26 protein-coding genes and 1 pseudogene are annotated in these 19,018 nt (G+C 35.4%); 14 read left to right on the plus strand and 13 right to left on the minus strand.

Going from position 1 to position 19,018, the window contains the following annotated elements; translation table 11 throughout:
- Positions 1–65 precede the first annotated feature (65 nt).
- The 3 genes from JFU18_RS19035 to JFU18_RS19045 are packed head-to-tail and all read left to right on the plus strand — an operon-like array spanning position 66 to position 2,462.
- Positions 66–293, plus strand: coding sequence for a FeoA family protein (locus JFU18_RS19035; RefSeq protein WP_201034408.1), 228 nt, complete (start codon positions 66–68; stop codon positions 291–293).
- Positions 290–2,278 carry a ferrous iron transport protein B gene (gene feoB, locus JFU18_RS19040; protein ID WP_201034407.1) on the plus strand — a complete coding sequence of 663 codons (1,989 nt, stop codon included), beginning with the start codon at positions 290–292 and terminating at the stop codon, positions 2,276–2,278. The genes JFU18_RS19035 and feoB overlap by 4 nt, the downstream gene beginning before the upstream one ends.
- Before the next feature lie 16 nt (positions 2,279–2,294).
- Positions 2,295–2,462: a FeoB-associated Cys-rich membrane protein gene (locus JFU18_RS19045; protein WP_033708410.1), complete on the plus strand. Its 168-nt coding sequence runs from the start codon at positions 2,295–2,297 to the stop codon at positions 2,460–2,462.
- A 35-nt stretch (positions 2,463–2,497) separates the two neighbouring features.
- Here the strand turns inward: JFU18_RS19045 and JFU18_RS19050 are convergent, their stop codons facing one another.
- Complete coding sequence (locus tag JFU18_RS19050; RefSeq protein ID WP_201031962.1) at positions 2,498–3,076, minus strand: lipoprotein BA_5634 family protein; 579 nt, start codon at positions 3,074–3,076, stop codon at positions 2,498–2,500.
- A gap of 402 nt (positions 3,077–3,478) precedes the next feature.
- Here JFU18_RS19050 and JFU18_RS19055 point away from each other — a divergent pair, with 402 nt between their 5' ends.
- The 4 genes from JFU18_RS19055 to JFU18_RS19070 all read left to right on the plus strand — a co-directional run bounded on the left by JFU18_RS19055 (position 3,479) and on the right by JFU18_RS19070 (position 6,139).
- A complete protein-coding gene (locus tag JFU18_RS19055) occupies positions 3,479–4,144 on the plus strand; it encodes a PspA/IM30 family protein (protein ID WP_002015754.1) in 666 nt (221 codons plus the stop codon).
- A 230-nt stretch (positions 4,145–4,374) separates the two neighbouring features.
- Positions 4,375–4,779: a DUF350 domain-containing protein gene (locus tag JFU18_RS19060; RefSeq protein WP_137058501.1), complete on the plus strand. Its 405-nt coding sequence runs from the start codon at positions 4,375–4,377 to the stop codon at positions 4,777–4,779.
- A 21-nt stretch (positions 4,780–4,800) separates the two neighbouring features.
- Positions 4,801–5,307, plus strand: a complete 507-nt coding sequence (locus tag JFU18_RS19065) for a DUF4178 domain-containing protein (protein ID WP_201031961.1) — start codon at positions 4,801–4,803, stop codon at positions 5,305–5,307.
- Between the two features lie 13 nt (positions 5,308–5,320).
- Positions 5,321–6,139, plus strand: a complete 819-nt coding sequence (locus JFU18_RS19070; protein WP_002129590.1) for a DUF4247 domain-containing protein — start codon at positions 5,321–5,323, stop codon at positions 6,137–6,139.
- A gap of 606 nt (positions 6,140–6,745) precedes the next feature.
- On the opposite strand, the gene JFU18_RS19075 is transcribed toward JFU18_RS19070, so the two are convergent.
- Positions 6,746–7,618 (minus strand): YitT family protein, encoded by an 873-nt coding sequence (locus JFU18_RS19075; RefSeq protein WP_201034406.1) that lies wholly within the window; start codon positions 7,616–7,618, stop codon positions 6,746–6,748.
- Between the two features lie 187 nt (positions 7,619–7,805).
- On the minus strand, positions 7,806–8,840 hold the full coding sequence (locus JFU18_RS19080) for a YdcF family protein (protein ID WP_201034405.1): 1,035 nt from the start codon (positions 8,838–8,840) through the stop codon (positions 7,806–7,808).
- Positions 8,841–9,584: 744 nt separating this feature from the next.
- On the opposite strand from JFU18_RS19080, the gene JFU18_RS19085 reads away from it, so the two are divergent.
- Both JFU18_RS19085 and JFU18_RS19090 read left to right on the plus strand, forming a co-directional pair.
- Positions 9,585–10,385, plus strand: coding sequence for an S-layer homology domain-containing protein (locus JFU18_RS19085; protein WP_201034404.1), 801 nt, complete (start codon positions 9,585–9,587; stop codon positions 10,383–10,385).
- A gap of 84 nt (positions 10,386–10,469) precedes the next feature.
- The gene (locus JFU18_RS19090) at positions 10,470–10,703 is read left to right on the plus strand and encodes a spore germination protein (RefSeq protein ID WP_002015747.1); all 234 of its coding nucleotides are present in this window, start codon (positions 10,470–10,472) and stop codon (positions 10,701–10,703) included.
- 165 nt (positions 10,704–10,868) lie between these two features.
- Here the strand turns inward: JFU18_RS19090 and cydB are convergent, their stop codons facing one another.
- The gene (cydB, locus tag JFU18_RS19095; RefSeq protein WP_002164909.1) at positions 10,869–11,897 is read right to left on the minus strand and encodes a cytochrome d ubiquinol oxidase subunit II; all 1,029 of its coding nucleotides are present in this window, start codon (positions 11,895–11,897) and stop codon (positions 10,869–10,871) included.
- On the minus strand, positions 11,887–13,236 hold the full coding sequence (cydA, locus tag JFU18_RS19100) for a cytochrome ubiquinol oxidase subunit I (RefSeq protein WP_201034403.1): 1,350 nt from the start codon (positions 13,234–13,236) through the stop codon (positions 11,887–11,889). Before cydA ends, cydB begins: the two co-directional genes overlap by 11 nt.
- A gap of 224 nt (positions 13,237–13,460) precedes the next feature.
- On the opposite strand from cydA, the gene JFU18_RS19105 reads away from it, so the two are divergent.
- Entirely contained in the window at positions 13,461–14,024 is a 564-nt protein-coding gene (locus JFU18_RS19105) for a beta-class carbonic anhydrase (RefSeq protein WP_002089163.1), read from the plus strand.
- Here the strand turns inward: JFU18_RS19105 and yidD are convergent.
- Positions 14,021–14,257: a membrane protein insertion efficiency factor YidD gene (gene yidD / locus JFU18_RS19110; RefSeq protein WP_137058126.1), complete on the minus strand. Its 237-nt coding sequence runs from the start codon at positions 14,255–14,257 to the stop codon at positions 14,021–14,023. The two genes, JFU18_RS19105 and yidD, sit on opposite strands and share 4 nt — an antisense overlap.
- A 128-nt stretch (positions 14,258–14,385) precedes the next feature.
- Here yidD and luxS point away from each other — a divergent pair, with 128 nt between their 5' ends.
- Entirely contained in the window at positions 14,386–14,859 is a 474-nt protein-coding gene (gene luxS / locus JFU18_RS19115) for an S-ribosylhomocysteine lyase LuxS (protein WP_001141371.1), read from the plus strand.
- A gap of 64 nt (positions 14,860–14,923) precedes the next feature.
- Here luxS and JFU18_RS19120 read toward each other — a convergent pair whose 3' ends face one another.
- The 6 genes and pseudogenes from JFU18_RS19120 to ytzI all read right to left on the minus strand — a co-directional run bounded on the left by JFU18_RS19120 (position 14,924) and on the right by ytzI (position 16,606).
- Positions 14,924–15,142 carry a YczI family protein gene (locus tag JFU18_RS19120; RefSeq protein WP_307838362.1) on the minus strand — a complete coding sequence of 73 codons (219 nt, stop codon included), beginning with the start codon at positions 15,140–15,142 and terminating at the stop codon, positions 14,924–14,926.
- A 23-nt stretch (positions 15,143–15,165) separates the two neighbouring features.
- Positions 15,166–15,389 (minus strand): annotated as a pseudogene (locus tag JFU18_RS30385) (hypothetical protein).
- A 29-nt stretch (positions 15,390–15,418) separates the two neighbouring features.
- Positions 15,419–15,652 carry a hypothetical protein gene (locus JFU18_RS19125; protein WP_002129577.1) on the minus strand — a complete coding sequence of 78 codons (234 nt, stop codon included), beginning with the start codon at positions 15,650–15,652 and terminating at the stop codon, positions 15,419–15,421.
- Positions 15,653–15,992: 340 nt separating this feature from the next.
- Positions 15,993–16,223: a DUF3953 domain-containing protein gene (locus tag JFU18_RS19130; protein WP_201031956.1), complete on the minus strand. Its 231-nt coding sequence runs from the start codon at positions 16,221–16,223 to the stop codon at positions 15,993–15,995.
- A 13-nt stretch (positions 16,224–16,236) separates the two neighbouring features.
- The gene (locus tag JFU18_RS19135) at positions 16,237–16,464 is read right to left on the minus strand and encodes a DUF3953 domain-containing protein (RefSeq protein ID WP_061674620.1); all 228 of its coding nucleotides are present in this window, start codon (positions 16,462–16,464) and stop codon (positions 16,237–16,239) included.
- The gene (ytzI, locus tag JFU18_RS19140) at positions 16,457–16,606 is read right to left on the minus strand and encodes a YtzI protein (protein ID WP_085312585.1); all 150 of its coding nucleotides are present in this window, start codon (positions 16,604–16,606) and stop codon (positions 16,457–16,459) included. Before ytzI ends, JFU18_RS19135 begins: the two co-directional genes overlap by 8 nt.
- 83 nt (positions 16,607–16,689) lie before the next feature.
- Between ytzI and JFU18_RS19145 the strand changes: the two genes are divergently transcribed.
- From JFU18_RS19145 to JFU18_RS19155, 3 genes are all read left to right on the plus strand, one after another.
- Positions 16,690–17,007 carry a hypothetical protein gene (locus JFU18_RS19145; protein ID WP_002089150.1) on the plus strand — a complete coding sequence of 106 codons (318 nt, stop codon included), beginning with the start codon at positions 16,690–16,692 and terminating at the stop codon, positions 17,005–17,007.
- Positions 17,008–17,091: 84 nt separating this feature from the next.
- A complete protein-coding gene (gene mutTA / locus JFU18_RS19150) occupies positions 17,092–17,571 on the plus strand; it encodes an antimutator 8-oxo-(dGTP/GTP)ase (RefSeq protein ID WP_002015736.1) in 480 nt (159 codons plus the stop codon).
- 112 nt (positions 17,572–17,683) lie between these two features.
- Complete coding sequence (locus JFU18_RS19155) at positions 17,684–18,220, plus strand: DUF3267 domain-containing protein (RefSeq protein WP_078184686.1); 537 nt, start codon at positions 17,684–17,686, stop codon at positions 18,218–18,220.
- An 89-nt stretch (positions 18,221–18,309) separates the two neighbouring features.
- Here JFU18_RS19155 and JFU18_RS19160 read toward each other — a convergent pair whose 3' ends face one another.
- Positions 18,310–18,984 (minus strand): HAD family hydrolase, encoded by a 675-nt coding sequence (locus tag JFU18_RS19160; protein WP_201034402.1) that lies wholly within the window; start codon positions 18,982–18,984, stop codon positions 18,310–18,312.
- Positions 18,985–19,018 lie beyond the last annotated feature (34 nt).

Here is a 19,018-nt window from a genome sequence, read left to right on the forward strand (position 1 = left end):
ATTGAAATAGAGTATGATATAATTTTTCTGAAAATAATTATCATTCTCTTCTGAGGGGGAAGGTTATGAGTTTAGTAGATATTAAAATCGGTGAGAAAGTGTTAGTAAAAAGCATGCAGTCTCTAAATCAGTTATTAAAGCGTAGACTAGCTGCCTTCGGTCTCGCGGAAGGAAGCGAACTTCGCTTGAAACAGAAAGCGATGTTTAAAGGTCCTTGTACATTGGAGTGTCGTGGACAGTTAATTAGTATTCGTCATTGTGACGCGAAAATGATAAAGGTGGAATTAGCGTGAATAAGGTTGCTTTGCTAGGGAATCCGAATACAGGGAAAACATCATTATTTAATGCACTTACTGGTTCTTATGAATATGTAGGAAACTGGAGCGGTGTAACAGTAGAAAAGAAGGTTGGTAAATTAAAAGATAAGCAAGGAACATTAATTGATTTACCAGGCGTTTATGATTTGAATCCAGTTTCACGTGATGAAGGTGTCGTGACGAATTTTCTACTAACAGATGAATTTCATCATATGTTAAATATAGTGGATTCTTCTCAATTTGAGCGAAATATGCATTTAACATTGCAATTACTTGAATTTGGTAAGCCCGTTTCAATTGGTTTAAATATGATTGATGTGGCAAAGCAAAGAGGAATTGTGATTAATGTAAAAAGGCTATCAGAAATATTAGGTGTAACAGTCGTTCCTGTCATCGCAAGAACCGGAAAAGGCTGTGAAGAATTACTTACTACTCTTCATGAAGAGAAACAAAAAGAGAAAAAGCCATTCATTATTTCATATGGTGTACAAATGGATGAAGGAATTGGAGAGGTAATCGCTCTTTTAGAGACAGCGAATTATGAGCATCCGAGATGGTTAGCCCTTCAATTTTTAAGCAATAACGAAGTAGTAGAAAAAGAAATGAAAGCATTACCAATTTATAAGGAACTTATAGCCATTCGATCTCGTTTAGATGGAAAACTTGATTGTACGTTGGAAGAGCACATTTACAAGACTCGTGAAGCGTATATTGAAAAGTTAAAAACAAATGTTATGCAACATGAGAAAGAAGGGAAAATTCCTTTTTCAGAAAAAATTGATAGGTTAATTACACATAAAATTTTAGGACTTCCAATCTTTTTAGCAGTTATGTTTTTTATTTTTCAGGTTACGTTTACGTGGATTGGTACACCTTTATCTGATATGCTTGATGGATTTTTTGGCGGACAACTTACTGATTGGGTTACAGCTGGGCTCACAAGTGTTGGGGCTTCTGACTTTATTCAAGCACTCGTTACAGAAGGTATTATTGCTGGTGTTGGTGCGGTATTAGTATTCGTTCCACAAATCTTTGCACTATTCTTTTTCATTTCATTATTAGAAGACTCGGGATATATGGCACGAATTGCAGTTGTTATGGATAGAATTATGGAGTTTTTCGGTTTAAACGGAAAAGCGTTCATTCCGATGATTATCGGCTTTGGATGTAACGTTCCAGGTATTATGGCAGCGAGAACGATTGAACAAGAAAAAGAAAGATTACTTACCGTTCTTGTAACACCATTTATGTCTTGTTCAGCACGTTTACCTGTATATGCATTATTTGCGGGAATATTCTTCCCTAATAGTCAAGCGACTGTTGTGTTCTCTTTATACATTGCAGGTATTGTTCTTGCATTACTCGTTACAAAAATTATGTCACTTACTATTTTAAAAGCGGAAAAATCTATTTTTGTAATTGAACTACCACCTTACCGTGTGCCGCAAGCGAAAACGTTATGGCTGAGCACGTGGGAGAAAGGTAAAGGATTTGTTCGTAAAGCGGGTACATTCATCTTCGGTGGTTCTGTTGTCATTTGGTTATTAAACTATGCAGGTCCATCAGGATTTGGTGTTGATATGGGAGACAGTTTCTTAGCGATGATTGGTGGATTTATTGCACCACTTTTTGCACCGCTCGGCTTTGGAACGTGGCAAGCTGCAGCATCCCTTTTAACAGGATTTTTAGCGAAAGAAGTTGTCGTTTCTACGATGGCAATTATTTATGCGGTTAAAGAAGATGTGCTAGGAAATGTAATGGGAGCACATTATACTGCGCTATCAGCCTATGCATTTATGTTCTTTATTTTATTATATGTTCCGTGCTTAGCGACAGTAGCTGTTATTAAACGTGAAACAGGATCGATGAAATGGACAGTTTTCTCTGTCGTTTATCCGCTCGTTGTTGCTTATGTATTAACGCTCATTATATACCAAGTTGGGTCCTTACTCGGATTCTAGAAGGAGATGTATTAGGGTGATGGTCAATATAATAATTGGAGCTATCATTTTTGGTTATGCAGCATATACGTTAGTTAATTTTGTAAAGAGAAGTAAAAAGGGAAAATGCGCAGCATGCTCTTTAAGTAAGTCATGTCAGTCGCAAACTTGTAGTCCAGATATGGAGCAAATTGCTCAGAAATAGAAAAAAGCTTTGCGCATTTCGCAAAGCTTTTTTGTTTACTTTTTAATTTTTACAAGTTGAGAAGCTTCTACGCCGTTGTAGCCAGGGAATTCTTTACTAGGGTCTTTATCAAATTTTAATACCCCAACAGATTTTTCATCGCCTTTTACATTTACGTAAGTTGCATCATCAACAATAGCGAACATGTCGGCATATGCACGGCCACTTCCGATAATTGTATTGCTTTCGTATTTTAATTTTGCTCCATCAAGTGTAGCATTTTCTACTTTTTCTTTAGCAAATAATACACCTTGCTCTGCTGTTACAGCTGGTAATTTATCAAGTGGTTTCGTGTCGTCTTTTTCATTAACTTTGCTAAGTAACTCTTTCTTCACCAGTTCTTCACCAGTTTTCTTATCCATGACAAGAACTTTTTTACCCTCTAATGTTGTCATTTTCATTTTATAGAAGTCTTTTTCTTTCACTTCTTTTTTATTTTGATCTGTAATTTTCTGAACTTGCTCATCTGTTCCATATAGTACAAAGCCGTTCGCTTTTTCTCCTAATAAAGAACAACCTGATAATGCTCCGAATGAAATTGCTGCTGCTAATCCGATTCCTACTAATTTTTTCATGATGATTTCTCCTTTTATATGTTTTATAGTAAATACATTTTTGTATTAGTTCTGAAATGATGAGAAGCTTGTTCGTTGCTTCTGGTATTAGTGTATAAGAAATATTGCAACGTAACTATCGAGTTAGCTTACAGTAACATTACAATAATGTAATTTAGTGAAATTGCATAAAAATAAGTCAATTCTGAAGAGGGTTAATGAGAATATATTAGGAATACAATGTTTTATCTAGAATGTCATATTATATTGGCTGTATTTTGGAAATAACATGTAAGGACATATTAGTTTTGTTATAATAAACACATAGGCTGTAAAAATGAATATTCTTTACTGTTAAGGGAGATTTTTCAGTTTTCCAAGTAGTGAATTTGAAATATGAGGTATATCATAGGAGGAATTTGGATGTCTGTATTTAAACGATTAAGAGATTTAACAATGTCGAATGTGTATTCATTAATTGAAAAAGCGGAAGATCCAGTTAAGATGACGGATCAATATTTACGCGATATGCAAGCGGATGTACAAGAAGCTGAGAAAAGTGTAGCAGCTCAAATCGCACTTGAGAAGAAATTTAAAATATTATTTGAAGAGCAAGAAGCACTTGTGAAAAAACGTGAAGAGCAAGCTCATATGGCTGTTCAAGCTAGTAACTTAGATCTTGCGCGCCGTGCTTTAGAAGAAAAACAAAATGCAGAGCAAAAGATGAATGAGTATAAAGCAAGCTATGAGCAAAACAAAGCTGCTGCTGATAACCTTCGCCTTAAGCTAGAAGAAATGCGTAAACAATTAACAGAGCTGAAAAATAAGCGTGAAACACTTGTAGCACGTGTAAATGCAGCGAAAGCACAAAAGAATATTAATCAGGCGATGTCTGGATTCGATTCAAATTCAGCAAAAGCTGGTTTAAGCCGTATGGAAGAGAAAGCACTTCAATTAGAGGCTGAAGCAGAAGCAAGCGGTGAAATTTACAAGAAAGAAAAGTCGTTAGATGATGAATTCGCAAGCTTAAACAAAAATTCTGTTGTTGACGATGAATTAGCTCGTATTATGAAGCAGTACGAGAAATAATATAGAATAGACAAAGAAACCGACATGTCTGAAGAGAATTCATGTCGGTTTTCTATTACCCCGCTATTTGCGGGCAAAGACTCCCACCTCAACATTTTGTGAAAGCAGAGAGATTGGTGGGAGTCGGGCTGCCCGTAAATGCCCGATTGGTGTGGGCTAATAATTAGTAGGGGATGGAAAACTCCCCACTGATTAAAGTTTCACTTTACTTTTTTAGAGGAGGTTTTGTAATGACGTGGATGAATGTTTTAGCTATGCTTGTATGGACTGGAGCGAGTGCAGTACTTTTATTTGCAATTATGTGGGTTGATTCGATTTTTACAAAATACAATGATTTAAAAGAAATGAAAAATGGAAATACAGCAGTGACAACGCGTTTCGTTATGAAATTATTTGCGCAAGGGTACATTTTATCTCAATCTATAACGAAAGCGAATGACTTATGGCAAGCGCTTCTTGCCTCAGCAGTTTCATTCGCTATTTTATTAATTGTAGAAATGTTCATTGAGTTTGTGTTAAAGAAAGTGTCTGGTTTAGATTTAGAAGAAGGAACGAAAGAAGGCAGCGTAGCACATGCGTTGTTAGCTGGTTCATTACATATCGTTGGTGCACTTATTTTAGGTGCTTGTTTATAAAGAGAAAAGGAGGGGTAGATTGTGAGTTTATTTAAACGTATTAAAAATATAATGAAGAGTCCGGAGCCGCCAAAGCCAGAAAAGAGTCTTTTAACGTTGGCTCCTGGCGATATGATTGAAGTCTCGTTAGTCATGTACGAATTAACTGGGAAAACGAGCATGCATTCTCGCAAGGAGATTATTTTAACTTTGCAGGATGGGAAAGATATTCGTTATTTGAAAATCGAAGACCGTGAAAATACGTATTACAAATTGTATACACCGATTGATGGTCGTTTAGATTCAATCGATGAAATTCCGACGACGATTGAAATGGATAATATAGAGTATCATATGGAAGAACAATATAATGGACGTGTTGTTGTTATGGGGAAAACACCATTCGCTGCTTCAGAAGAACAGTACGTATGGGAATTCCAATCTGATAACCGCAAATTATTACGTGTTGAATGGCAAAATGGTCGCACAATGATGTATGAGGGAGAAGTAATTATTCCTGCTGATGTACAAATCATAAGAGCAACATAAGGGGGGCGTAATCATGTCAAACCGATTGTTTACCATGATTAAATCGTTCGTGATCCCTATACTTGCTATCGTTACATTACTTGTTATTGCCGGTTATGCTTTATCGGGCTGTCAAAGTGGTCAGGCGAAGTCAATTCAGGACCGTTACCCACTAGAGTCTGTCGCAAAGGATGGTAAACAAGAATCTTACGTGTATAGGGCCGCCAATCGGTCAGTTCCTGAAGTTGCAAAGGAACTTATAGCCGAAAGGAAACCGAAGCAAGCATCTAAAGAAGACGAAAATCAAATGTTCCTCGTTTATTCTGATAAAATGTATAATTTACAAAAGGATAAAGAGAAACCATCTGATACATTAATTGAAATAAGTAATGAAGAATTTGTCCGTCAAAATTACCAACCATCCTTCTTACAAGGATATATTATGGGGAGTATATTAAACGATATATTTGGTTCACGCAAATCATCATACGGTGATTATCGCGGATATAATGACAGACAAAATCATAAACCGGTGATCCCGGAAAGACCACCTACGAAAGAGGAAAAGAAAACCCCGCCTCCAATTACGAAGGAAGGGAAAGGATCTATTATTAAGCGAGGCGATAATGTAGATCCGAAATCATCTGTAGGTGATAAAGGAAGTATTACGGAAAAAGGAAGTAAAACGACGCCACCGCCTTCTACCGGAAGCAAGGGGAAAATTACGAAAAACCCGGGTGGCTCGAGTGGATCTGATGTGAAGCCGAAATCATCCATTAAAACCCCACCAAAGAATACGTCGCCCCCGAAAACAAGGGTTGGCGGTTCAGGGAAAATTATGAAGAGAAGATAGTATAGAGACTGAAAAGTGGAATTTGCTTTTCGGTCTTTTTATTATGGGAATTAATTCCTTATAGCTGGTACAATTAAGTTATAAGGAGGAGATTATTATGACTATATATAAAAGGTTTAGTTTGATTATGTTCCTCGTCTTATTCCTCAGTTTGTTTATTAGCACAACGATGAAATTTCACTTTATCCCGCATTAACGGGCAGTAAAACTCTCACCTCAAAATTCGGTTGGAGCAAAGAAGTTAGGTGGGAGATCAACTGCCCGTAAACGCCCGATTGGTTCAACTAATAATCAGTGGGGGATGAACAAAACCCCCACTGATTATAGTTTCACTTTATAGTAGGTATTCTATGGATACTGTGTACATGTACTCTCTTTCTATATGTTCCGCTTCGCTTTCATCATGAAGTGCCCGCCTTTCAAAAGTACGTCGATTGGATTAAAAGCGGGGGGAGATGGAGGGAGTAAAATATATCAACGGTTTTTCGATTATATCTATCGTAGCTCAAAATATATCAACGATTCGAAAAGGAATATCGATTTACCAACTTCATAATAAAAAGAGGCTGAACCAATATTTTGGCACAGCCTCTTTTTTCATAACGATTAATGAATATCACGTTTCTTGAAATTACCGCCTTTTACTTCTGCTACGTCATAAACTGTAATAAAGGCATTAGGATCGATTTCATTAATAAGGTCTTTCATTTTACTTTCTTCTAAACGGTTAATTACACAAGAGATTTCTTTGAATTTCTCTCTTGAATAACCGCCATAAACTTCATTATATGTTGCGCTTCGGCCTAAACGATCACGAATTGTTTCAACCATTAGTTCAGGTTCTTTTGTGATGATTTTAAATGTTTTAGAACCACTTAAACCAACCTCAACGATATGAATCACTTTCGAAGCGATAAAGTAAGCAATTGCCGAAAGGATAGCTCCTTGAAGACCAAATACTGTTGAAACAAAAATAAAGACAAACATATTTAAGAATAAAATAAGGTCACTTGTTCCAAATGGTAACTTTCGAGAAAGTAATACGGCTAGCATATCGATTCCATCTAATGCGCCGCCGTTACGTAATGCAAGTCCCATACCAAAACCGATAATAATACCACCAACAACAGTAATTAAAAGCGTATCGCCTTCAATAATTGTTGGTACTCCGTGCATGACAACCGTACCCACTGCTAACGAAGCGATACCGATAATTGAGTAAAGCGCAAAGCTTTTACCGATTTGTTTATATCCTAACCAAACGAAAGGGATGTTAACGACTGCGATTAGAAGTCCTAATGGTAATCCAAATAATCTTGAACTAACGATGCTTAAACCAGTTACACCACCGTCGGATACGTTGTTTGGAATTAATACAGCTTCTAATCCGTACGCTGTGATAAGTGCTCCAATAATAATCATCAAAGCTTTTGAAGCGATTTTTAGCTTATTGGGCTTGTTTTTGATAATTTTCTCCATGTAATTTCCTCGTTTCAAACTAGTTTCTTATTTGTTACGTAATTCACACCTAAATTTCATTTTAACATTTAATTTGAAAAAATTCTCCTTTAATGGATGTATGCAGGGAATATTATCACCATATTACCTTTAAAATATTTTTGAAATGAGTATAAGAAATCCCATCCTTTCAAAGGATGGGAGGCTATTAAGAAATTATAAAACTAAGCACTGATAGGAATAAAGCGAATCCTAAAATAGCTCCGCAAACTTTCATATGACGTTTACGTCCCATTACGACAATCGCAACATATTCACGAATCATTGCGTTAGGCCAGTAATAAAACGCAGTTTTGGATCCAATTCCTTGGCTATTAAGACCAGCTTGTCTTGCATATATACCAGCACGGAAAAGGTGGAAATTGTTCGTTGTAAAAATACTTCTATACTTATCTTCAGGCTTTAAAGAATCCATAATTTCTTTAGAGAACGACATATTTTGATATGTGTTTACAGAGCGATTTTCTTGCACTGTATGTTCAAGAGGAATTCCTTTTTCAACAGCGTACTTTTGCATCGCTTCTGCTTCTGGAAGGCCTTCATCCGGACCTTGTCCACCAGAGAAAATGATTGTTGGTGGTGTATTCACAGCAGCTTGTTTCCAATAAAAGTCGATTGCTTTATTAATACGACTTGCAAGTAAAGGCGGTACTTTATCATTAATTAAGCCGCTACCAAGAACGATGATGAAATCTTGATTACGTCTTGGTCTGTTGAATTGGTATAAAAAATAAGCGGTTAAGAAGTTAGATAAGTGTATAAAGAAATATAAAGTTATAAGAGAAATACCAGCGAAAATAGGCCTTAAATGTGATGAGAATAAACTTGCTGGATTTATAATAGGGAGTAACATCAAGAATAAAATCCCTAAAGCAGCAATGAGTGTTAAACAGTTAGTGAAACGTCTTCCTTCTCGTTTCATTAAAATTCTTGCGTTAAGAAATAACCCAAACATTAAAGCAACAATACCGAAAGGAATCATAATGATAAGTGCTAAAATAGGTAAAAACATGATGTAGTGTAGAGTATCATTACCTGAGTCATAAGCTACAAGCATACAAAAAATAAGGAAAAAACAGAAAAAGGCATTAAATAAAAAGCCGTTTATTATTTTTCGTGGATCCTTTAAGTAAGAGATAAGAAAAATAATAAACAATATAAGAGGAATAATTCCGAAATACATAAATATAGTACACCTCAATTTGTATAATGTTTTATTGCATCCTTAATATTACATGATTTTGAAGATGTTGATAAAAAAATAACGATTTTGAATTTTCTAAACAACCGATATAGTTAAATATGGTAAAATGTATTCAAAGCGATATATTAAAAGTAAAATGGTTGAGGAGGCACTCTGTGGAGTGTCTTTTTCTTTTTGGTATGTAATTATGCATATTATGTTTATTTTCAAGAGAAGAGGATTAAAATATAAGTTGTGGATACACGCTATAAAGCAGAATTTTATATTAATATTTACCTCTACTCTTTTTGTACCTAACAATCTTGTAATAATTCATGATTCTGTTTTCTAGTGTGTGTTTACAAAAAGCGGGATGGGGTATATATAAACAGGGGAAAGGACGTCTTCTTGAAAGGCGTCTTTTTGTTTCTTAGTATAGATAATTTCCACTATTAACGTAGTGCAAACTATCTATACTAAACATTAGCAATCTTCCGTATAAATATTATCAATTTACTATATATTCCAGTGGTGTTAAGTTAAATATGAAAGGCTTTCTTTTTCAAAATATTACCCCTAATAAATTTTTGAAAAAGTCAACTGTCTCCAAAATTGCCATTTGTGCTTAGCAAAAAAGAATCCTTCGGGGTTCTTTTTTGTATTCGACAGAATATGACAAAACGAAGCTATATAATTTGTTATATTGTTAGATGGTTATTATGGAAAAGAGAAGGAGACTTAAGTATGGGATTTAAAAAATTACTTTTAACAGGTGCAATTGTTGCAACTACAGCATTTACTTCAATCGGGACAGCGCAGGCAAGTATAGAGTTTAAAGATGTTCCAAACAATCATTGGGCTTATAAGGCAATTATGGATTTAGCAAATAAAAATATTGTTGCTGGATATGGAAATGGGATTTTTGGATTTGGTGATGATGTAACTCGTGAGCAAGTTGCAGCCCTTATGTTCCGTCAATTAAAGCCAGCAGTAAAAGAACAGTATAATAATCCGTATAAAGATGTTACTGATCGTTCGACTCAGTTTAAAAAAGAGATTCTTGCTTTAACAGAGATCGGTGTATTCGCTGGAGATGGCACAGGGAACTTTAGACCGAAAGATTCGTTAACTCGCGATGAAATGGCACAAATTTTAACAAAAGGGTTCCAATTGCAAATAAGAGGGGATCATAATTTCCCGGACGTAGATAGAAATGGATGGGCGAATCCTGCGATTACTGCAGTTAAATCAAATTATATTACAGCTGGAACTGGTGATGGTAAATTCGCACCTAGAATGCATGTAAGTCGTGAGCAATACGTTCAGTTCTTATATAACGCGACATTACCGCTTGAAGAAAGACCAGGAGCAAGACAAGAACAACCAGAACCAGAGGTGAAGCCGGAACCAAAACGCTTTGCTAACTGTAAAGAAGCAAATGATGCTGGGGTTTACGATATTACAAGAGATAGTCCGTATTACGGTAAGCATTTAGATCGTGATGGCGATGGAATTGCTTGTGAGAGAAAGAAGAGCGGTAAATAAGAAAAAAGCACTCAGCCTGAGTGCTTTTTTCTTATTTACACATGCTATTTTTGTAGGCGTTTCTCATAGAATGGGAGTAACGAAATGAAAGTAGGTGACAAAATGCCAGCTATTGTGGAAGGGGTTATTATTGAGAACTGTAACGGGACAATTAACTTAGGTGATAAATATAACGTACATCCAATTGAAAAAACGAAAGCTTATAATGGATCTGGATCTTCAAATACGGGACTAAATGTGAGGACATTCAGTGGTATTAGTACGGCAGATGTAACGGATAACGATGTGTATGACCAAGTAATTCAATCTACGTTATAATTTTTGTATGTAAAATTGCATAAAATGATGTGCTTGCCCTGTGATACAATTTAGTTGTGAGCTGTTAGTGATTCTTCTTTATCATAGTTGTTAGATTAGAAATGTAACATCTTATCGAAAATCATACGTAAAAAAAGACACTTCAAGCGAAGTGTCTTTTTCATTTTAGTGATATCCTTTAGCAGAGTCTTTATGAATTTTATTTTTAAATATGCTGTAGCTCCAAAGCTGATATCCAATAACGATTGGTACCATGACGATTGCAACGAAGAACATAATTTTTAAGTTTAATTGACTACCAGCTGCGTTATATAACGTTGTACTGTATGCGTCGTTAATACGTGATGGTAACATTCTCGGGAACATACCTGCAAAACCGGTTGTCATAAACATTGCGATTGTTAAGCAAACGAATGTGAAGGCAAGGCCGATTTTATGTTTGTACACCATAATAAGTGTGAGTACACTCATTAACATTGCAAGTACTGGAAGAATGAATAGTACAGGATATTCCGTGAAGTTTTGGAATAAATTTGTACGATTTGCAGTTGCTACGTAGAAAATAGCTAAAATGATAGCAGCTGCCATTGAAAATGGTCTTGCGATTTTATAAGCACGATCAGATACTTCGCCAGTTGTTTTAATCATAATCCAAAGGGCACCAGATACGACGAATATAGCAGTGAAGAAAAGACCACCTAAAATACCATAATGGTTTAGTAAGCTAAGTAAAGTTCCTTCATAACCATCTTTTCCGATTTGCAGCCCGTAATATAGGTTAGCGAATGTAACGCCGAATAAGAAGGCGATTAGGAAACTACCAATTGTAAATGCCCATTTACAAGTTTTTTGCCAAATTGGTGAATCGTCTTTATGCATAAATTCAAGTCCAGCGGCACGAGCAAATAGTGCAAGTAATACTAAAAACAGTGGTGTATATAGGTAACTAAACATATTTGCATATGTGATTGGGAAGGCAGCAAATGTTGCGCCACCAGCTGTAATTAACCATACTTCATTACCACCCCAGAACGGGCCGATAGCTTCTTGTAATTGATTTCGTTCTTGTCGGTCTTTCGCCACGAATGGGAAAATCATCCCGTTACCGAGTGCGTAGCCATCAAGAATGAAGTAAACTGTCCAAATTACGCCCCATAAACCGAACCAGATAATTGCAAGCATATCATGAGACATGAGCCGCACCTCCTTCAGTAGCAGGCTCTTCTAATGCAGCAGGTCCTTTTTTCGCGAACTTTAGCATTAAGTATACGTCTGCAATTAAGAGTAAAGTGTAGAACAATATTAAACTAATTAATGAGAACCAAATTTGTGGAACTGATATAGGTGACACGGATTCTGCTGTACGCATTAGTTTATAAACTGTCCACGGTTGACGACCTACTTCAGCGACAATCCAGCCAGCGTTAATTGCGATATATGGAAATAAAACAGACCACATTGTAATTTTTAAATAACATTTTGAGTTTTCTAGTTTTCCTTTTCGGTTTAAATAGAAACCGTACCAAGTTAATGCCATAAAGAACATGCCAAGTGCAACCATTAAGCGGAAGCTATAGTACACGAGGTTAACATTTGGACGATCCTCTTTTGGAATATCTTTTAAACCAACAATTTCTCCATCAAATGAGTTTGTATAGAAGAAACTTCCGAGCTTTGGAATAGTAAGTAGTTCAAAGTTTTTTTCATTTTTCACATCAGGAATTTGAATGATTGAGAAGCCTTGTCCTTTTCCGGTTTCCCAAACAGCTTCCATCGCAGCTCCTTTTGCTGGTTGATATTTAGCAGCTGATACACCGGATTGATGGCCCATAAATGGTGTAATTGTTGCGGCGAATAAACCTAACATTAAACCAAATTTAAATGATTTTTTGAAGAATTCCACTTCGTTTTTACGTAGTAAGTGATATGCACTAATTGCCATAACGAAGAAAGCACCGACAATATAACAACCAATTACAGTGTGGAAGAACATATTCCATGCATATGGATTTGTAACAAGTGCCCAGAAGTCATTTAATTCAGCCCGGCCGTTACGTACTACGTACCCAACAGGATTTTGCATGAATCCGTTTGCAGTAATAATCCAAAGGGCAGAAATATTTGTTCCAAGTGCAACCATCCACATACAGAAAGCACGGAATTTTGGTGAGATTTTGTCTTTACCGAATAACCATATTCCCATGAAAGTAGATTCTAAGAAGAAGGCAACGAGTGCTTCGATTGCGAGAGGTGATCCGAAAATATCCCCCATATATTTGGAGTACTCAGACCAGTTTGTTCCAAATTGGAATTCCATCGTAATCCCAGTTATAATCCCCATTACGAAGTTAATTGTAAAAAGTTTTCCCCAGAAATTTGCCATTTTGCGGTATGTTGGATTCAATGTGCGGGCGTATTGAGTTTCCATACATGCTACTAAAATAACAAGTCCGATTGTCAAAGGTACAAATAAAAAGTGATAAAAAATAGTAATTGCAAATTGAAAACGACTTAGTAACAGAACGTCGGACATAATAAATATTCACTCCTTTTTTACATTATCTACAATCAGTTTATAGTGAAAAAACGTTTAAAGTATGTGAGACTTGTTACAAAGGTGTGTGTATATTTTGAAAGAATTATGTCGATTATCTGAAAAAATCCTATTTTTACTATAAAGCAATATCCTTTTTGAGTTTTTCAAATTTTGGTACACTATATATGTAGTGTAAATGAGAGAAAAGAGGGTTCTTTACTATGAAGTCATTAGAAGAGATTTTACAATACAATGAAAAATTCGTTGAAGAGAAAAAATACGAAGAGTATGAAACAGGAAAATTTCCAAATAAAAAAATGGTAATTATCTCTTGTATGGATACTCGTCTTGTTGAATTATTACCGAAAGCTATGAATATGCGTAACGGTGATGTAAAAATTATTAAAGTAGCAGGCGCTGTTATTTCACATCCATTCGGAAGTATTATGCGTAGTATTTTAGTCGCTGTATATGAGCTTGGAGCTGATGAAGTATGTGTTGTCGGTCATCATGATTGTGGTATGGCAAAAATTCAAGCAAGCAGTACAATTGAGAAAATGAAAGAGCGCGGCGTAACAGAAGAGAAATTAGATACACTTCGTTATTCTGGAATCGATTTAGAAAGATTCCTACAAGGGTTCTCTAGTGTAGAAGAAAGTGTAGAACATAGTGTGTCAATACTTCGCAACCATCCGTTACTTCCGGAAGAAGTACCTGTTCACGGTCTTGTTATAGATCCTGACACAGGAAAATTAGATTTAGTTGTAAATGGTTACGAAAATTAAGAATTTACTTTGTCATCCTTTTTATCTGGGACAGGATCAAATCCTCCTGGATGGAAAGGGTGACATTTTAATATACGCTTACATGTAAGCCAAAATCCTTTTAGGGCACCGTGTTTTTGAAACGCTTCTAATCCATAATGAGAGCAAGTCGGATGAAAGCGGCACGTTGGCGGTGTCATCGGAGAAATGAAATTTTGATAAAAGCGTATAATACTGATAAAAATCTGTTTCATAATGGTCTCCTTTTCAGCATAGTCTTAAAGTATTATAGCACGACAGTACATAATTCTTTACTAATGTCGATTTCCGTTATATCATATTGGATATAACGGAATTAAATTAAAAGCGGGAGAGATGTTGTATGCCATCAGTAGAAAGCTTTGAATTAGACCATACGATTGTAAAGGCGCCTTATGTAAGACATTGTGGAGTCCACAATGTAGGTAGTGACGGTATTGTAAATAAATTTGATATTCGTTTCTGCCAACCGAATAAACAAGCAATGAAACCAGATGTTATTCATACGTTAGAACATTTATTAGCATTTAATTTACGTAAATATATTGATCGTTATCCGCATTTTGACATTATTGATATTTCGCCAATGGGCTGCCAAACAGGATATTATCTTGTAGTAAGCGGAACACCAACAGTTCGCGAAATCATTGATTTATTAGAACTAACATTAAAAGATGCGGTTCAAATTACAGAAATTCCAGCTGCAAACGAAACACAATGTGGCCAAGCGAAGCTTCACGACTTAGAAGGAGCACAACGCTTAATGAACTTCTGGCTAAGCCAAGATAAAGATGAACTTGAAAAAGTATTTGGATAAGAATGAAAAACTGCCTGTGAAAGGGCAGTTTTTTTATTTTGTTAAGAGAAAACTTGCTCTTCTTTTATGAAAGTATACTAGACACTGCAACATATAAAATAAAGACAGAACCGAGAAAATAAACAAATGCTTTTGCTTTTTGCCGCTCTTTTATTTCATCAATTCCAAAAAGGATAAACATAATACTTAAAAGGATAAATACGAATGGTAAAAGCATAGAGAAGTTTGAAAAGAGGCTAAATAGGGCGAGAATAAGAGCGATAGTCGCTATTATAATTCGAATGTTTTATAACATGAAATCCTCCTTTAGAAGAACAGTATAAATGGAATGACAAAAATAATGGTAAACATACTTAAACCGATGCTAATAGCTCCAATTTGCTTTTACTGCTTTTGAATCATCTCAATTCCTACTAAAATGCCATACAAATGGTAGGTGAAAAGATTTGAAAGTTCATTGTAAATGTACTGTATAAACATAGAATCAAAGTAATAAAAACGATGATTAGTTGTATTTGTTTTATGTGCATTTTAGCCCCTTTTAAGTAGAAAGAGTTAGTTACCTGGAGATAATAATTATAATAGCGACGATTAAAGTAAATACGCCAGAAAAGAAGGAGAGTGTACTATGTACTTTCTTTCCTTTCTGTTTTTCTTCTGCGCTCATGATGAAAGTCATAATAGATAAGGCAATAAGCATATAGGGCATCGTAACAAGCGGGTTTGTAGATATTCCATATAGAGCGAGAGAGATGACAATAAGAGCGGATATGATGCGAAATGTTTTTAGCATACTACCACCTATCTTCTTGTAGTTTTAAATTAGCCTTCAATGTAATAACAGTTTGTAGTTGGTATTTAAAGTTTCATTCTACATGTAACGAAGGTAGTTCGATATTACAATGAAGAGCATAAGAATAGAAACGAAAAAATGCGAGATACCCATTGATTTTCTTCCGGATTTCAGTTCATTAATTCCTAGAAGAATAAAGAAACAACTGAGAGCAAATTGCATGTATGGGAGAAGTGTGAAATTATCGGTAGCAAGAGAATAAGTGCAAAGAGAGATTGTGAGAAGCATGAAAAAATAGCGTATTCCAGTTAGCATCGAATTCCTCCTTTAAAGAGACTATTTATCGAAATATTTCTGAGAAGCCAAGAAATAAAGCAACAGCTCCTGCTAACAGAGCAAGTATGCTACCACCTTTTTGCTGTTTCAAGATTTCCTCTATACTAATAATGAAAGCCATCCCCCCTAAAAAGATGAACATATAAAGCATGATTTCCCTATTACCAGTAAAAAAGCTATAGATTGCTATAGATAAAGCAATAAGTGATAAAGTAATCCGTAATCCTTTCAGCATAAAAGACCCTCCTCTATTTTATGTAGGTAATGATAAAAACAAGCCAAATGAAAGCACCAGCAACAATGCAAATAAATCCGGTTCCTGAATCCTTCTTTTTTATTTGCTCAATTGCGATGAGAAACATTAAAGCTCCTAATAGAAATTGTGAAAGTGGTAGAAAGTTATTTTGACCTGTCAGTAAACTAATAGCGGATATGATGACACTGAGTGCGATTAAAATGCGTAGTATATTATGAATGCTCTTTACTGTTTTTTGTATAAGGGTTATCTTCTGGTTTATCAATCGAATGTTTGTAAGAATAGCCTTTATTAATCGTCATAACGGAGAGTACTAATATGATCAGTACGATTATAATGCCGATAATTAATATTTTGAGCATGAAATCCCTCCTTTTCTTTATTTTACATAATTTTGTAATTGATGAAAACAATAGAAATTAAAAGGATGAAAGAAGGGTGTTACATGGAGAATAAAAAAACATATTATATATCAGTTGGAAATGGTCAAATTTCGCAAGTGAAGACGGCGGATACGTATAATTTTGAAATTTATGCAAATGACGAAGAGATTACGGAGTTAAGAGAGTATTTTGATCAAGCGTATGAAGAGGACTTAGGTTCGTATGTACGCTCCCACGTTCCATTCGTTGAGTATCATCACGATTCGAATAATGATCGATATGATGAACAACTACAAAAAGCATATAAAATGATTTATGATCTAGGGAATCATGAAACGAAAGAATTAGTCGCACAAATGGGAATAATCAATGGATTGTAATTGGATAATATTATGCAGAAAAGCGAGAATATGCTACAATTTGTGGTAGGAAAAACTTGTAATCATCAATAGGGGAGTAATGGCATGTACAAATTTAAAGATTATTACCACAACACTGTACAATTATCGTTTGAACGTTACCCATTTTCTCCTGAGCCAAAGCATGTTTGGGTTGTATGCCGGTACGGGGATCAATGGTTATTAACGCATCATTTACGCCGTGGTCTTGAATTTCCAGGTGGTAAAGTAGAACTCGGGGAAACACCGGAAGAAGCGGCAGTTCGAGAAGTTCATGAGGAAACCGGCGGCATAGTTTCTGATTTAACTTACTTAGGGCAATACAAAGTATCCGGAAAAGACAAAATAATCATTAAAAACATTTATTTTGCAACAATTAGTGCGGTAGAGCAACATACGCATTACGAAGAAACGAAAGGGTCTGTTTTATTAAAAGACATTCCTGATAATATTAAAACTGATAGAAAATTTAGCTTTATTATGCGCGATGATGTATTAGCGCGTACGATGAAACATATAGAAGAAATCGGCTGTTTTACGAAGTAAAATGGCCGGTTTCTTTTTTATGTGTAAGAATGAATGTAAATATGTCTTTATATCGTTTTAGATATATTATACAATTTCATAAAGGTATATTTACATTTTAGGAGGTGAAAAGGTGGATAACAGAAAAGAAACAACTGTCTCTGTTTCAATGGTTAAATTAAATGTTTATTCATTTTTTATAATATTCGCTCTGGCGATTGGAATTGGTTATTTACATGCGCTTTTTTCAGGCGAGTTTCAAATTGAAATTACATTGCCGATTATGTTTCTTTTGATTATTGGAATGATTATCCTCGTTTGTATTCATGAGGCAATACATTTAATTGGATTTCGTTATATCGGAGGTGTTCCGTGGAGTGAACTAAAATGGGGCGTCAATTGGAAATTAGGTGCTGCATATGCTCATTCTAAACAGGTGATTACAGTAAAGCAAATGAAGACAGTGTTAATGCTTCCGTTTTTACCAACTGGAATTTTACCAATTGTATTGGGATTAGCTATGAATTTGGAGCCACTCTCATTTTTAGGGATTCTACTAACAGCAGGTTGTATCGGTGACATTGCTTTATATAAAAAAGTTTCAAAGTTTCCAGATGATGCGCTAGTTAAAGATCATCCGAGTAAACCGCAGTTTACAGTATATGAATAATAAAGGAAGAGGAGGCGTTTTTGAACAACGGCCTCCTCTTTTTGTTGGTAAATCGATATATTTCAAAAATCGCTGATATAATTTATTTACTATTGTATTGTTTTTACCTCCACCTCTAAAAACGAAAGCACCTCTAATAAATCATCCACGACACGTGAATGTTCAAAGTCACCCCAAAATGAATCTCTCTTCCAAACGCCAAGAATCCCTACTTGTTCAGAACCAAGCACATCATTTTCTGGATGGTCCCCAACGTAAAGGCATTCTTCTGCTTTTACGTTTAGCTTTTGTAAAGCCCGTTCGAAAATCTCAGGGTGAGGCTTTTTAATTCCTTCTGCTTCTGAAACAAGAATCGTGCTTGTATACGTATGTATGTTTAGTGCTCGAAGGTTGCTCATCTGAAATGTAGTAAAGCCGTTTGTAATAATACCAATTTTAATGTTTCGCTGTTTTAATTGTTGAAGTAGTTCATGCATGTTTTGGAAAGGAATACAATGATGTTGGAAGTTTGTAATGTAGTCGTGCAGCAGTTGCTCTTGCGTTAAAGTGGTAATGTTGTATTCGTAAAGGAGAGTGGAATATACCTTATCTTTCCACGTGTAACCATTATTGTCGAGTTCGAGAAAACGAGAGCAATACTCGAATTTTTCTATGTTTATCAAATGAAAGGCGAAGCGATTATATTGATCACGAATAAATTGCTCTAGAGATTGACGACGATCTAATAGTGTTCCATCTAAGTCAAATAAGACTGCTCGAATCATGGGAAACCTCCATACAGTTTTTATAATTAATTAT

Origin of the sequence: Bacillus sp. TH22 (assembly GCF_016651015.1) — a bacterium.
GTDB classification, from domain to species: Bacteria; Bacillota; Bacilli; order Bacillales; family Bacillaceae_G; genus Bacillus_A; species Bacillus_A mycoides.

Coding starts and splice junctions, on each gene's coding strand:
- JFU18_RS19035 (WP_201034408.1), top strand. CDS start 66: ATGAGTTTAGTAGATATTAAAATCGGTGAGAAAGTGTTAGTAAAAAGC.
- JFU18_RS19050 (WP_201031962.1), bottom strand. CDS start 3,076: ATGAAAAAATTAGTAGGAATCGGATTAGCAGCAGCAATTTCATTCGGA.
- JFU18_RS19055 (WP_002015754.1), top strand. CDS start 3,479: ATGTCTGTATTTAAACGATTAAGAGATTTAACAATGTCGAATGTGTAT.
- JFU18_RS19060 (WP_137058501.1), top strand. CDS start 4,375: ATGACGTGGATGAATGTTTTAGCTATGCTTGTATGGACTGGAGCGAGT.
- JFU18_RS19070 (WP_002129590.1), top strand. CDS start 5,321: ATGTCAAACCGATTGTTTACCATGATTAAATCGTTCGTGATCCCTATA.
- JFU18_RS19075 (WP_201034406.1), bottom strand. CDS start 7,618: ATGGAGAAAATTATCAAAAACAAGCCCAATAAGCTAAAAATCGCTTCA.
- JFU18_RS19080 (WP_201034405.1), bottom strand. CDS start 8,840: ATGTATTTCGGAATTATTCCTCTTATATTGTTTATTATTTTTCTTATC.
- JFU18_RS19085 (WP_201034404.1), top strand. CDS start 9,585: ATGGGATTTAAAAAATTACTTTTAACAGGTGCAATTGTTGCAACTACA.
- JFU18_RS19090 (WP_002015747.1), top strand. CDS start 10,470: ATGAAAGTAGGTGACAAAATGCCAGCTATTGTGGAAGGGGTTATTATT.
- cydB (WP_002164909.1), bottom strand. CDS start 11,897: ATGTCTCATGATATGCTTGCAATTATCTGGTTCGGTTTATGGGGCGTA.
- cydA (WP_201034403.1), bottom strand. CDS start 13,236: ATGTCCGACGTTCTGTTACTAAGTCGTTTTCAATTTGCAATTACTATT.
- JFU18_RS19105 (WP_002089163.1), top strand. CDS start 13,461: ATGAAGTCATTAGAAGAGATTTTACAATACAATGAAAAATTCGTTGAA.
- yidD (WP_137058126.1), bottom strand. CDS start 14,257: ATGAAACAGATTTTTATCAGTATTATACGCTTTTATCAAAATTTCATT.
- luxS (WP_001141371.1), top strand. CDS start 14,386: ATGCCATCAGTAGAAAGCTTTGAATTAGACCATACGATTGTAAAGGCG.
- JFU18_RS19125 (WP_002129577.1), bottom strand. CDS start 15,652: ATGCTAAAAACATTTCGCATCATATCCGCTCTTATTGTCATCTCTCTC.
- JFU18_RS19130 (WP_201031956.1), bottom strand. CDS start 16,223: ATGCTGAAAGGATTACGGATTACTTTATCACTTATTGCTTTATCTATA.
- ytzI (WP_085312585.1), bottom strand. CDS start 16,606: ATGCTCAAAATATTAATTATCGGCATTATAATCGTACTGATCATATTA.
- JFU18_RS19145 (WP_002089150.1), top strand. CDS start 16,690: ATGGAGAATAAAAAAACATATTATATATCAGTTGGAAATGGTCAAATT.
- mutTA (WP_002015736.1), top strand. CDS start 17,092: ATGTACAAATTTAAAGATTATTACCACAACACTGTACAATTATCGTTT.
- JFU18_RS19160 (WP_201034402.1), bottom strand. CDS start 18,984: ATGATTCGAGCAGTCTTATTTGACTTAGATGGAACACTATTAGATCGT.